Consider the following 13,309-nt stretch of genomic DNA (forward strand, 5'->3'; position numbering starts at 1 on the left):
CAGGGTGGCGATCCTTGGTGTCCCCCTGCATCATGTGCTCGTGTCCAGTCTCGGGAAACCGGGCACGTCCGCTCCTGCCGTCGCCGTCCGCGCGACGCGAGCAGGGTGGCGTGACCCGCGGTTGTGGATCGGCCTGCTCATCGTGGCCGGCTCGGTGGTCCTCGGCGCACGCGTGATGGCGGCCGCCGACGACACGGTGTCGGTGTGGGAGGTGGTCGACGACCACGGCGCCGGGTCGACGCTCGGCGGCGACGACGTGGTGGCCGTGCGGGTGCGCTTCAGCGGCGGGGGTGACCTCGACCGCTACGTGACCGCCGACGATCCGCTGCCCGACGGCATCGTGCTGACCCGCGGCGTCGGCGGTGGCGAGCTGCTGCCCGCGGCCGCCGTCGGCTCCAGCGACGACGTCACGACCGTGCGGGTGCCGCTCGACCTCGAGCCGACCCGGGTGCCTCCGTCGGTGGCGCCGGGGTCGGTCGTCGACGTGTACGTCGGCGGCACGTCGAGGCGCGGCACCGGCCCCGGGCCCGTGCTGTCCGCCGTCACGGTGGTCGCCGCGCCGCCGGCGGAGGAGAGCTTCGCGGTCACCGGCACCCGCCAGCTGGTGCTCGCCGTCGACGACGACGCCGTGGCACCCTTCCTGTCCGTCCTCGACCACCTCGACCAGCCCGTGGTCCGGGTCGTCCAGCGTTCGTGAGGTCGCGGTCGTGATCGTGACCCTGCTGGTGTCGACGGGGGCCGAGTGGGAGGCCGCCGCGCTCGGCGCGCTCAGTGCCCACCCGGGCATCGTGGTGCTCAAGCGCTGCGTCGACGTCGACGACCTCCTGGCCGCCGCCAGCGCCGGCCAGGCGCAGGTCGCGGTCCTCGGCGCCGAGCTCGCCGGGCTGGACGCCCCGGTCGTCGACCAGCTGCGGACCTACGGTGTCCGGGTCGTCGCCGTGACGGCCGATGCCGATGTGGCCCCCGCCCACGCGCACCGCATCGGGATCGACGGCGTCGTGGCCGCCGACCGGGTGGACGAGCTGCCCGACGCGGTGCTCACCGAGCCGCGACCGGCCCTGCTCGCCGAGCCGACGGGCCCGCCACCGCCGCCGTCGCCGGGTGGAGGCGCCGGCTGCGGCCGGGTGATCGCGGTCTGGGGTCCCGGCGGCGCCCCCGGACGCACGACGCTCGCCAGCGCGCTGGCTGCCGAGCTGGCCCGCCGGCACCTCGCCACCGTGCTCGTCGACGCCGACCCCTACGGCGGCGCGGTCGCGCAGCAGCTCGGTGTGCTCGACGAGGTGTCGGGGCTGCTGGCCGCTGCCCGGCTGGTGACCGCAGGCACGCTGCCCGAACGGATCGCGACCGTGCAGCGCCGGCTCTCCGCCGACCTCACCGTGATCACCGGTCTGCCCCGTCCCGACCGCTGGCCCGAGGTCCGGCCGGGCGCGTTGACCGCCGTCGTGGAGCGGGCACGCGACGGCGCACAGGTCGTCATCGACACCGGGTTCAGCCTCGAGCGCGACCCGACCGCCGACCTGGCCGCACGTCCGGAGCGCAACGGCCTGACCGTCGAGGCGCTTGAGGCCGCCGACGACGTCCTGCTCGTGGGTGCGGCCGATCCCGTCGGCCTCGCACGGCTGGCACGGGGGATGACCGAGCTCCGCGAGGTGCTCCCGGCCCTCGTCCCCCGGGTCGTGGTCAACCGGATGCGACCCTCCCTCGGCTGGCGCGAGGCCGACGTCACCGCCATGCTGGCCGGCTTCGGCGCGACGGCCGGCGTGCACTTCCTGCCCGACGACCAGCCGGCCGTCGACCGGGCCCTGGTCGCCGGCCGCACGCTGGTCGAGTCGGGGGAGTCGCCCCTCACCCGGGCCGTCGGCGCCCTGCTCGACGCGATGGCCGGGAGCCCGGTCAGGCGCTGAACAGCAGGTAGAGCCCGCCGGCCGTGAAGGCGACCATCGCCGCCAGGAGCGGCAGCTGGCCGGTGATCTGGTGCCTCCTCGGCAACAGTGCGATCGCCCGGTCGTGCGCGACCACCGCGGCCGCCACGTGGCCGACCACCACCGCGCCCACCTTGATGGTCGCGAGCAGGCTCGGGTGGTAGGAGAACCAGTACGTCGGCTGCAGGCTGGCCGTGCCGAGGATGTCCCACCCCTTGCCGAGCGGGTCGCTGGCCCGGGCGAGCGTCTGGGTGCCGACGTCGATGAAGAGCGTCAGGTAGTGGGCGATCACGTAGGCCGCCACGATCGGGACGATCGAGTGCGCGAGGCGGCGGGGGAGCTCGGAGCGTGGGTGGGCCAAGGGCTCGAGCCGGACCCAACGCCACGGCCGCCGGTCGGCGTGGAGCGCGATGCCTGCGCACATGCTGCCGAGCGCGAAGATCAGTCCCGCGGTGAGGACGAAGGCGAGCAGGCCGAAGTTGTTGATGGTGAAGCCGGTGATCGACGCCGCCTGGATCCGGCCGATCCAGAAGGTCGACTCGCGGAACGAGTCGAACGCCGTGCTGCCGAACAGCACGGCGACCACCCCGACCAGGCCGGGCTTGGAGGGGATCTGCGCCACGCCGGCCAGCGGGCTCCGGAAGATGAAGCGCCCCTCGGGGTCACGGCCGAGCACCGACAGCGACCCGACGAGCGATGAGAACACCTCGAAGGGGTCGGCGTGCTCGTAGAACCGGGAGCCGAAGACGGCGCCGCCGATGAGCATGACCGCGACGTAGATCGCGCACCACAGCCGCACCGTGCCGAGGTCGGTGGGGGTCTTGTCGACCAGCTCCATCCACACGAACGCGTAGAGGCCGACCGCCGCCGGCCAGTAGCCGAGGCGGACCGGGTAGTCACGGACGCCGAGCTCGGGGTCGCCGCCGGAGATCCTCGCGAGAGCGGCGTTGATGGTGCGGACCGGGCTGATCGCGCGGTAGACCGGGCCGAAGAGGAGGGAGGCGAACATGACGCCGACCCACAGCCACACGTAGACGACGCCGAAGAACGGGTTCGTGAGCTGGTTCTGGCCGAAGACGGCGGTGAACGCGGCGTAGAGGAACCCGATCATCCCGACCAGGCGCAGGGCGACCAGGCCGAAGGTGACCGGCGTGGGCCGCCGGTGGGGGGACTCGACGACCTCGCCCGAGCCGGGGTCGGTGGCCGCCTCGAGGCCGGTGGCGTAGCGGGGCGTGCGCCACGCCACCACCAGGACGGTGAACGAGACGACGAGCGCAGCGACGGCACCCGAGATCGCCAGCCCGAGCGAGATCGGCAGGTCGGCCTGACCGCCGATGCCGTGGGCCTCGATCACCCCGGGGGTCACTTCACCTCGAGCTGGACGATCACCTTGTCCAGGGTGTGCGACTCGACGACGACGATGCCCGGCCGGTCGATCTGGAACTCCGGGAGGTCGGTCGTGCCGGCGTCGTACTCGAACTCGTGCTCGGGGTCGGAGTGCACGTGGATCTCGCCGGGCTCGTCGGCGGTCACCTTCAGGTCGATCGGCTGGCCGGGCGAGACGTCGACGCGGTCGCCGCTCGGCGTCACGTCGCCGTCCTTGAAGGTGATGTCGACGACGACGGGCTTCTCGTCGGAGCCGCCGGTGTCCTTCTTCCCACCGTCATCGGTGCTGCACGCCGTCAGGCCTGCTCCCGTGATGACCGCGAGTGCGATCCACCGCGCCGTCGTAGCCCTCATCGTGCTCCTCCTGATGTCAGGTCAGCGTGCGCCGCACGCGGACGGATGCCGTCCTGGCTCCTGTCCTCTGACAGAATCTCTCACGCAAACAAGTCGGGGGACTTGAGGGGGTCACCAGCGGAAAGTGGGGTTACGGCCGTGGTCGATCGGGTGACGACGCGCGACCTCGCCTTCCTGACGGCCGAGACGCCGCAGACGCCGCTCCACAACGCCACGATCGAGATCTTCGACCCGGGTGACTCGGGGTTCGACTACAGCCGCCTCGTCGAGCTGATCCGTGACCGGATCGCCTTCGTCCCGCGCTACCGCCAGCGCGTCCAGGTAGTGCCCGGCCACATCGCCGCGCCGCTCTGGGTGGACGACGAGAACTTCGACCTCGGCTTCCACGTGCGGCGCTCGGCGCTGCCACGGCCCGGTACGTCGGCCCAGCTGCTGGAGCTCGCGTCGCGGATCGTGTCGCGCCCGCTCGACCGCAACCGGCCGCTGTGGGAGATCTACTTCGTCGAGGGTCTCGAGGAGGGCCGCGTCGCGGTGCTCTCCAAGACCCACCAGGCGCTCGTCGACGGCGTCCACACCGTCGACCTGGGTCAGCTGCTGCTCGACACCCAGCCGACGCCGCGGGAGTTCGAGCCCGATGACTGGCAGCCCCGGCACGCCCCGGCGCCCGGCGCACTCGTGGCGGGTGCGGTGCGCGACGCGCTCACCGACGGGCAGACGGTCGTCAACACGGTGCGCGGCACCTCGCGTGCGGTGAGCCGCGCCGTCGAGACCCGCACGAAGCGGGCGCGCAACGTCGCGGGGGCGCTGATGGGACGGCGGCCCAAGTCGCGCGGCGTGATCAGCGGCGAGCTGTCCCAGCAGCGCCGGGTGGTCACGGTCCAGACCCGCCTCAGCGACTACCGGAAGGTGCGGCAGGCCCACGGCGGCACGGTCAACGACGTGATCCTCGCGACCGTGACCGGCGGTCTGCGGGCCTGGCTGATGACCCGCGCCGAGTCCATGGGCGGCATCCGACAGGTGCGGGCCGTCGTGCCGGTCTCCGTCATCGACGAGGAGCTCGAGGCGACCTCGCTGGGGAGCCAGATCGCGGCCCACTTCGTCGACCTCCCGGTCGGCGAGGCCAGTCCCGTGGTGCGGCTGCACCAGGTCTCCTACTCCTTCCAGGCCCACAAGGAGACCGGGCGCAGCGTGGCAGCCAACCGGCTCGCCGGCGTCGCGGGGTTCGCGCCCACCACCTTCCACGCGATCGGCTCGCGGGTCGCCGCCGACGAGCTGCGCCGCGGCTACCAGCTCTCGGTGACCAACGTCCCCGGCCCGCAGACCCCGCTCTACGCCGCCGGTGCGGAGATGCTCGCGAGCTACCCGGTCGCCCCGCTCGTACAGGGGCACCCGCTCGTGCTGAGCGTGACGTCGTACAACGGCGGGGTGTTCTACGGCATCACCGCCGACCGCGACCTGGTGCCCGACGCGGACCTGCTCGGCCTGTGCCTGCGCGAGGCCCTCGACGAGCTGCTCGACGTGTCGTCGACGGGCCGGCAGCGCGCTCCGCGCGGACGTCGTACGACGTCGGGCCAGCCCAAGCCGAAGCGCTGATCCTCGAGGTGACCGGGCGGTAGCCGCGCGGGTTGGGTCCTCCCCCTTTTGTCTGACAACATCGGGAGCATGGACGCGATCACGTTCCCGCCGACCCCTGTCAACGAGCCGAACCTGACCTACGCCCCCGGCAGTGCCGAGCGCGACGCGCTCGCCGCGGAGATCGAGCGTCAGGAGGCGACCGAGCACCGGATGGACGCCTACATCGGCGGGGAGTGGGTCGCCGGCGGCGGGGCCGAGATCCAGGTCGTGCAGCCGCACGACCACGCCCACGTACTCGGCGTGCTGAAGAACTCGACGGCCGCCGACGCCCAGCGTGCGGTCGACGCGGCGACCGAGGCCGCGCCCGCGTGGCGGGGGATGCCCTTCGACGAGCGCTGCGCGATCCTGCTCAAGGCCGCGGAGCTGCTGGCCGGGCCGTGGCGCCAGCGGCTCAACGCCGCGACCGTGCTGGGCCAGTCGAAGACGGCCTTCCAGGCCGAGATCGACGCTGCGTGCGAGCTCATCGACTTCTGGCGCTTCAACGTGCACTACGCGAAGCAGATCCTCACCGACCAGCCGATCGCCAACAGCCCGGGCATCTGGAACCGCACCGACCACCGCCCGCTCGAGGGTTTCGTCTACGCGATCACGCCGTTCAACTTCACCGCGATCGCCGGCAACCTGCCGACCGCACCTGCGCTGATGGGCAACACCGTCATCTGGAAGCCCAGCCCCACCCAGCAGCACGCCGCGTCGCTGACGATGGAGCTGCTGATCGAGGCCGGCATGCCGCCGGGCGTGATCAACATGCTCCCCGGCGACGGCCTGGAGGTCTCCGAGGTCGCGCTGGCCCACCCCGACCTGGCCGGCATCCACTTCACCGGCTCGACGCCGACCTTCCAGCGGCTGTGGCAGTCCGTGGGCGCCAACCTGCCGCGCTACCGGACCTATCCCCGCCTGGTGGGGGAGACCGGTGGCAAGGACTTCGTCATCGCCCACCCGAGCGCCGACCCGGCCGTGCTGACCACGGCGCTGATCCGGGGCTCCTTCGAGTTCTCGGGCCAGAAGTGCTCGGCGGCCTCGCGCGCCTACGTCCCGCGCTCGGTGTGGGAGCGGATGGGCGACGACCTCGTCGCCAAGACCGAGGCGCTCTCGATGGGCGACCCGACGGACTTCTCCCACTTCCTCGGCGCGGTCATCGACGACCGCGCCTTCGCCAAGCACACCCAGGCGATCGAGCGGGCCAAGGCGACCCCGGGCCTGCAGGTCGTGGCGGGCGGCACCACCGACGACAGCGTGGGCTACTTCGTGCGGCCCACGATCGTGGTCGCCGACGACCCGACCGACGAGATGTTCTCCACCGAGTACTTCGGGCCCATCCTCGTCGTCCACGTCTACGACGACGCCGACTTCGAGAAGGTCGTGCTGCAGGCGGAGTCGGCGGCGCCGTACGCCCTGACGGGTGCGATCATCGCCCAGGACCGGGCCGCGATCCGGTGGGCGCGGATGACGCTGCGCTTCGCCGCGGGCAACTTCTACATCAACGACAAGCCGACCGGTGCCGTGGTCGGGCAGCAGCCCTTCGGCGGCGGGCGCGCTTCCGGCACCAACGACAAGGCCGGTGCGGCCGTCAACCTCCTGCGCTGGACCTCGCCGCGCTCCATCAAGGAGACCCTCAACCCCCCGACGGACCACGCGTACCCCTACATGGGCTGAGCATCTCGGCGGTGAGGTGCGCGATCAGTGAGGGTCGGCACCCCTGAGAGACTGGGTCACGTGATCCCCTGGCACCTCGGCACCCTGCACCCGTTCGAGCAGGTCCTGACGATCGTGCTCGCGTTCGGCCCGTTCATCCTGCTCGGCATCGTGATCGTGATCCAGCGCCGCAAGGACGCGCGCGAGGAGGCCGAGGAGGCCGCGGCCGCGCGCGAGACGGACCGCGTGACGCCGCCCGAGGGTGACTAGCGCGCCAGCCAGGTGATGCCGGTGCGGTTCTCGGCGCGCAGCGCGGAGCCGAGGATCTTGCCGATCAGGCCCTCGATCTTGCCGGCGACGAGCGGGATCCTGACCGTGATGTCGAGCGTCACGGTCTCGGTCGTGACGCCGTCCTTCTCGGACAGCACCGCGGTGCCCTTCATCTCGCCCGGCTTGCCAGGGATCGTCACGTGGATGTCGCCGTGCTCGAGGCTGGTCCAGCTCTCGGACTGACGGATGTCGACCTCGGACCCGACGAACTTCTTGGCGAAGCCCGGCACCCGGTCGGTGGGCTGGGCGTACTCGATCACGACGTCCATCGGGTCGCCCTGGACCCCCTTGACCGACACCTCGTAGCGAGTCGCACTGGTCGCGACGCAGACGGCCTCGCGGAAGGCGGGGTCGGCGAGCATCGCCGCCACGTCGGCGAGCGGGGCGTCGTACTGCAGCTCCTGGACGATCCGGGTGCTCATGAGCGCTCTCCTTCCAGCCAGGCGACGCCGACGGCCTGCTCGACCTCGAGTCCCCGGCCGATGTTGTCGGCCATCACGTTCTCCAGCCTGCCGCCGACCAGGGGCACCTTCACGGTGACCTCCAGGTCGGTGACGTGCCGCGTGCGGTCACCGTCGGCGACCAGCGACACCGTGCCGACCGCCCTGGTGGGCTTGCCCGGCGCGAGGATCTCGAGAGTGCCCGAAGTCGGGGAGGTCCATACCTCGGTGACCACCGCACGGGTGGTGTCACCGGCGATCTTCTTGGCGATCGCGGGCAGTCCGGCCGTGTTCTGGACCTGGTCGATCACGATCCGGCAGCCCTCTCCTTGCGGGGTGACCGTCACGTCGGACGACACCACCCCCTGCGCCTCGCCGACGCGCCGGCGCCAGTCCGGGTTGGTGAGCATCGCGTGGACCTGCTCCACGGTGGCGTCGTAGGAGGACGTGTGCTGGAACCTCATGCGGGACATCTTCGCGCATCGCGCAACGCCGGAGGAGAGGCCTCGCGGAGCGGTGTTCGTACGACGCGACGAAATCCCCTGCCGCGTCCGTAGATCCTCCCGCTGCATCCGCTGAGCACCGGCGATACTGTGGCGTTGTGTCAACGACGACGCACAGCGACCGCGACCAGATCTTCGACCAGGCCGCCGAGGTGGCCCGCCACGGCAAGGGAGCCGTCGCGCCCCCTGACGGGGCGATCGTGCCCCTGCTGGTGGCCTATTACCGGCACGTGAGCACCGACGAGCTCGCCGACCGCAGCGACGTCGACGTCTACGGCGCGTTCGCGTCCCACCACCACCTCGCGGCCGAGCGGACGGCCGGCACGACGAAGGTCCGGGTCTACACCCCGACCGTCGCCGAGCACGGCTGGTCGGCGGGCGGTCACTCGGTGGTGGAGGTCGTGAGCGACGACATGTCGTTCCTCGTCGACTCGCTGACCATGGAGCTCGCGCGGCAGCACCGCGACGCACGGCTGGTCCTGCACCCGACCATCGACGTCGAGCGCGACGCCGACGGCCGGCTGCTGTCGCTGCGCCCGGTCTCGGCCGGCTCGGCGGCCCCGTCGTCCGGCGCGGTGCGCGAGTCGTGGATGCACGTGGAGATCGACCGCCTCGCCGAGGACTCCGGCGAGGCCGACCGCCTTGCCGAGGACGTACGGCGGGTGCTCGGCGACGTCCGGGCCGCGGTCGAGGACTGGTCGGCCATGCAGGAGCAGGTGCACACGATCGTCGACGACCTCGACGAGCGCCCGCCCGCGCTGCCCGAGGCGGAGATCGAGGAGGGGCGCCAGCTCCTCGAGTGGCTCGCTGACGAGCACTTCACGTTCCTCGGCTACCGGGAGTACCGGCTCGAGCAGGTGGCCGGCGGCGACGGCGGAGACAGCGAGCAGTCAGGCACCGACGACGTCCTCCGGCCGGTGCCGGGCAGCGGCCTGGGCATCCTCCGCGACGGCTCGGCGCAGGACCGCAGGTCGGCGGCGTTCGGCCGGCTCTCGGGCCAGGTGAAGGCCAAGGCCCGCGAGAAGAACCTCCTGGTGCTCGCGAAGGCGAACTCCCGGGCCACGGTGCACCGGCCGGCCTACCTCGACTACGTCGGGGTGAAGACGTTCAACGCCGAGGGCGAGGTCGTCGGTGAGCGGCGCTTCCTCGGCCTGCTGTCGAGCGCGGCCTACACCGAGTCGGTGCTCCGCGTGCCGCTGCTGCGGCGCAAGGTCGCCGAGGTGCTGGAGCGCACGGGCCTCGACCCGCGAAGCCACGACGGCAACGCGCTGCTCGACACCCTGGAGACCTACCCGCGCGACGAGCTGTTCCACACGCCGGTCGAGGAGCTCGCCCCGATCGCCGAGGCCGCGATGCAGGCGCGCGAGCGGCGCGCCGTACGCCTTCTCATCCGGCGCGACACCTACGACCGCTACCTCTCGGTGCTGATCTACCTGCCGCGCGACCGCTACAACACCAGCGTCCGGCAGAAGTTCGTGCGGATCCTGGCGCAGGTGATCGGCGAGGGCCGGATCGACCCGGACTCGATCGAGTTCAACGTGAGCATCAGCGAGTCGACCACGGCGCGCGTGCACTTCGTGGTGCGGATGCCGGCGGGGGAGACGATCCCCGACATCGACACCGCCGACCTCGAGCGGCGGCTCATCGACGCGTCGCGCTCGTGGCACGAGGACTTCCTGCACGCGGTCTCGGCGGAGTACGGCGAGGAGGTCGGCGCGATCCTGGGCCGGCGCTACGCGGACGCCTTCCCCGAGGCCTACAAGGAGGACTTCCCGGCGCGCACGGCGGCCGTCGACCTCGGTCGCCTCGAGGCGATCCAGGGCGAGGCCGGCATCGACCAGGCCCTCTACTCCGAGCTCGACGCCGCCGACGGCGAGGCTCGGCTGAAGGTCTTCCGCGTCGGTCCGCCGCTGTCGCTGTCCGAGGTGCTCCCGATGCTGTCCTCGATGGGCGTGGAGGTCGTCGACGAGCGGCCCTACGGCCTGGTGGGGCTGGAGCGGGTCTCGCACGTCTACGACTTCGGCCTGCGCTACAGCAGGGCGCTGCCCGAGCAGGCGCGTGAGCTGTTCGCCGACGCCCTCCGCGCGATCTGGGACGGCTTCACGGAGATCGACGGGTTCAACGCCCTCGTTCTCCGGGCGTCCCTGACCTGGCGGCAGGCGATGCTGCTGCGCGCCTACGCGAAGTACATGCGGCAGGGCAACTCGCCCTTCGCGATCGACTCGATCGAGGGCGCGCTGGCCGACAACGTCGACCTCGCGCGGATGCTGGTGACGCTCTTCGAGACCAACTTCGACCCCGACCTCGACGACCCCACCCGCGAGCAGCGTGCGGCCGGTCTGGAGGAGAGCATCAAGGCGGCGCTCGACGACGTGGTCAGCCTCGACCACGACCGGATCCTGCGCTCCTACCTGACCCACATCAGGGCGACCCTGCGCACCAACTACTTCCAGCACGACGGCGACTCCAAGCGGCCGAAGACCTATCTCTCGCTCAAGCTCGAGCCGTCGGCCATCCCCGACCTGCCCGAGCCGCGGCCGAAGTACGAGATCTTCGTCTACTCGCCGCGTGTCGAGGGCGTGCACCTGCGCTTCGGCGCGGTCGCCCGCGGGGGCCTGCGCTGGTCCGACCGCCGCGACGACTTCCGCACCGAGATCCTCGGCCTGGTCAAGGCGCAGATGGTCAAGAACACGGTCATCGTGCCGGTGGGCGCGAAGGGCGGCTTCTACGCAAAGCACCTGCCGGACCCTGCCGGTGAGGGCGGCCGCGACGCCTGGTTCGCCGAGGGCATCGAGTGCTACAAGACCTTCATCCGCGGCCTGCTCGACGTGACCGACAACCTGGTCGGGGGCGAGACGGTGGTGCCGCCGCGCGTCGTCCGGCGCGACGGCAACGACTCCTACCTCGTCGTCGCCGCCGACAAGGGCACGGCGACCTTCTCCGACATCGCCAACGGCGTCTCGAAGGACTACGGCTTCTGGCTCGGCGACGCCTTCGCCAGCGGCGGGTCCGTGGGCTACGACCACAAGGCGATGGGCATCACGGCCAAGGGCGCCTGGGTGTCCGTACGACGGCACTTCCGCGAGCTGGGCACCGACTGCCAGACCGAGGACATCACCGTGGTCGGGGTGGGCGACATGTCCGGCGACGTGTTCGGCAACGGGATGCTGTGCTCGGAGCACATCCGGCTGGTCGCCGCGTTCGACCACCGCGACATCTTCATCGATCCCGAGCCCGACGCCGCGACGTCGTTCGCCGAGCGCCAGCGGCTCTTCGACCTGCCGCGCTCGAGCTGGCAGGACTACGACCGGTCGCTGATCTCCCAGGGCGGCGGGGTCTTCCCGCGCTCGGCCAAGAAGATCCCGGTCACCCCGGAGATCCGGGCCGCGCTGGGCATCGTGCGCCATGTCGACACGATGACGCCGGCCGAGCTGATGAAGGCGATCCTGCTGGCGCCGGTCGACCTGCTGTGGAACGGCGGCATCGGCACCTACGTGAAGGCCTCGACCGAGACCAACGCCGACGCGGGTGACAAGGCCAACGACGCGATCCGCGTCGACGGCACGGAGCTGCGCGTGCGCGTGGTGGGGGAGGGCGGCAACCTCGGCTGCACCCAGCGCGGCCGCATCGAGTACGCCCGCGACGGCGGTCGGATCAACACCGACTTCATCGACAACTCCGCCGGCGTCGACACCTCCGACCGCGAGGTCAACCTCAAGATCCTGCTCGACCGGGTGGTGGCCGACGGCGACCTGACCGAGAAGCAGCGCAACGCGTTGCTGGCGTCGATGACCGACGACGTCGCCGAGCTGGTGCTGCGTGACAACTACGAGCAGAACCTGGCGCTCGCCAACGCCGCGAAGAACGCGCCGTCGCTGCTGCACGTCCACGAGCAGTGGATGCACCAGCTCGAGACCGAGGGCCGCCTCGACCGCGACCTGGAGGCGCTCCCGCCGACCGCGGAGGTCAAGCGGCGTCTCGAGGCCGGCGGCGCGCTGACCCAGCCCGAGCTCTCGGTGCTGATGGCCTACACGAAGATCGTGCTGGCCGAGGAGCTGCTCGAGTCCGACCTGCCCGAGGACCCCTACTGCGTGCTGGACCTCGTGTCGTACTTCCCGCCCGCTGTCCGGGACGGCTTCTCGGCCGCGGTGGAGGAGCACCCGCTGCGCCGCGAGATCATCGTCACCCAGGTGGTCAACGACCTGGTCAACGGCGCCGGCATGACCTACTGGCTCCGTCTCGCGGGCGAGACGGGTGCCTCGGCCGCCGAGCTCACCCGCGCCAACTTCGTGGCGCGGGAGATCTTCGGGTCGCTGCCGCTGCGCGAGGAGCTGGCGACGTACGACAACAAGATCGACGCCGCGCTGCAGACCCGGATGCGCGTCGACATGCGCACGCTGGTGGAGCGGGCGTCGCGCTGGCTGATCACCAACCGGCGGCCCCCGCTCGACAGCCAGGGGACGGTGGACCTGTTCGCCGCGCCGGTGCAGGCGACGATGCTGGAGCTGCCGGAGCTGCTGACCGGGCGGGAGCTGGCGGCCTACGACGCCCGTCGCTCCGCGCTCGTCCAGCAGGGGGTGCCCGAGGAGCTCGCGGCACGGGTGGCGTCGTTCGACGTGGCCTACGCCCTGCTCAACGTGGTCGACATCGCGGAGCGCGACGACCTGCCGCCGCGCGACGTGGCACGCGTGCACTTCGCCCTCGGCGAGCGGCTGGGCCTCTCCGTGCTGCAGCAGCGGATCGTCGCCCTGCCCCGCGCCGACCAGTGGCAGACGATGGCGCGCGCCGCCCTCCGCGACGACCTGCACTCCGTCCACGCCCAGCTCACCGCCGAGGTGCTCGCCACCACCGGGGCCGGCGACGGCACGTCCGGAGCCGACGCCGAGGAGCTGCGCGCCGACGCCGCTCGTCGGGTGGAGGCCTGGGAGTCGTCCACGGGTGGGGTGGTCGCCCGGGCGGAGGAGACGCTGGGCGCGATCTGCGCCGACGAGGACACCGACCTCGCGCGCGTCTCCGTCGCCCTCCGGGTGGTGCGTGGGCTCCTCGCCTGACGAGGCTGGTCGGCACCGCCGGCCCATATTGATTCGCGGTCTGTCGGTGTCAC

General features: G+C 71.8%; 10 protein-coding genes. 6 read left to right on the forward strand and 4 right to left on the reverse strand.

All coding sequences use genetic code 11. From position 1 onward, the window contains the following. Positions 1–40 precede the first annotated feature (40 nt). Complete coding sequence (locus ACAX67_RS07850; RefSeq protein WP_370703250.1) at positions 41–697, forward strand: hypothetical protein; 657 nt, start codon at positions 41–43, stop codon at positions 695–697. A gap of 10 nt (positions 698–707) precedes the next feature. Further along, positions 708–1,904 carry a CpaE/TadZ family protein gene (locus tag ACAX67_RS07855; protein WP_370703251.1) on the forward strand — a complete coding sequence of 399 codons (1,197 nt, stop codon included), beginning with the start codon at positions 708–710 and terminating at the stop codon, positions 1,902–1,904. Here ACAX67_RS07855 and ACAX67_RS07860 read toward each other — a convergent pair. Then, positions 1,894–3,288 carry a hypothetical protein gene (locus ACAX67_RS07860; RefSeq protein WP_370703252.1) on the reverse strand — a complete coding sequence of 465 codons (1,395 nt, stop codon included), beginning with the start codon at positions 3,286–3,288 and terminating at the stop codon, positions 1,894–1,896. The genes ACAX67_RS07855 and ACAX67_RS07860 overlap by 11 nt on opposite strands. Then, positions 3,285–3,662 carry a hypothetical protein gene (locus tag ACAX67_RS07865; protein WP_370703253.1) on the reverse strand — a complete coding sequence of 126 codons (378 nt, stop codon included), beginning with the start codon at positions 3,660–3,662 and terminating at the stop codon, positions 3,285–3,287. Before ACAX67_RS07865 ends, ACAX67_RS07860 begins: the two co-directional genes overlap by 4 nt. A 138-nt stretch (positions 3,663–3,800) precedes the next feature. On the opposite strand from ACAX67_RS07865, the gene ACAX67_RS07870 reads away from it, so the two are divergent. From ACAX67_RS07870 to ACAX67_RS07880, 3 genes are all read left to right on the forward strand, one after another. Further along, the gene (locus tag ACAX67_RS07870) at positions 3,801–5,255 is read left to right on the forward strand and encodes a WS/DGAT/MGAT family O-acyltransferase (protein WP_370703254.1); all 1,455 of its coding nucleotides are present in this window, start codon (positions 3,801–3,803) and stop codon (positions 5,253–5,255) included. 69 nt (positions 5,256–5,324) lie between these two features. After that, complete coding sequence (pruA, locus tag ACAX67_RS07875) at positions 5,325–6,953, forward strand: L-glutamate gamma-semialdehyde dehydrogenase (RefSeq protein WP_370703255.1); 1,629 nt, start codon at positions 5,325–5,327, stop codon at positions 6,951–6,953. 60 nt (positions 6,954–7,013) lie between these two features. Further along, positions 7,014–7,202, forward strand: coding sequence for a hypothetical protein (locus ACAX67_RS07880; RefSeq protein WP_370703256.1), 189 nt, complete (start codon positions 7,014–7,016; stop codon positions 7,200–7,202). On the opposite strand, the gene ACAX67_RS07885 is transcribed toward ACAX67_RS07880, so the two are convergent. Beyond that, a complete protein-coding gene (locus tag ACAX67_RS07885) occupies positions 7,199–7,684 on the reverse strand; it encodes a DUF2505 domain-containing protein (protein WP_370703257.1) in 486 nt (161 codons plus the stop codon). The two genes, ACAX67_RS07880 and ACAX67_RS07885, sit on opposite strands and share 4 nt — an antisense overlap. Then, positions 7,681–8,166, reverse strand: coding sequence for a DUF2505 domain-containing protein (locus ACAX67_RS07890; RefSeq protein WP_370703258.1), 486 nt, complete (start codon positions 8,164–8,166; stop codon positions 7,681–7,683). The genes ACAX67_RS07885 and ACAX67_RS07890 overlap by 4 nt, the downstream gene beginning before the upstream one ends. 137 nt (positions 8,167–8,303) lie before the next feature. Between ACAX67_RS07890 and ACAX67_RS07895 the strand changes: the two genes are divergently transcribed. Beyond that, the gene (locus tag ACAX67_RS07895) at positions 8,304–13,256 is read left to right on the forward strand and encodes an NAD-glutamate dehydrogenase (protein ID WP_370703259.1); all 4,953 of its coding nucleotides are present in this window, start codon (positions 8,304–8,306) and stop codon (positions 13,254–13,256) included. Positions 13,257–13,309: the final 53 nt, after the last annotated feature.

This window comes from Nocardioides candidus, from assembly GCF_041321175.1.
In the GTDB taxonomy this organism is placed as follows: domain Bacteria; phylum Actinomycetota; class Actinomycetes; order Propionibacteriales; family Nocardioidaceae; genus Nocardioides.

Excerpts from the sequence above, each read along its gene's own strand:
- ACAX67_RS07865 (WP_370703253.1), bottom strand. The coding sequence starts at position 3,662 with ATGAGGGCTACGACGGCGCGGTGGATCGCACTCGCGGTCATCACGGGA.
- pruA (WP_370703255.1), top strand. The coding sequence starts at position 5,325 with ATGGACGCGATCACGTTCCCGCCGACCCCTGTCAACGAGCCGAACCTG.
- ACAX67_RS07885 (WP_370703257.1), bottom strand. The coding sequence starts at position 7,684 with ATGAGCACCCGGATCGTCCAGGAGCTGCAGTACGACGCCCCGCTCGCC.
- ACAX67_RS07890 (WP_370703258.1), bottom strand. The coding sequence starts at position 8,166 with ATGAGGTTCCAGCACACGTCCTCCTACGACGCCACCGTGGAGCAGGTC.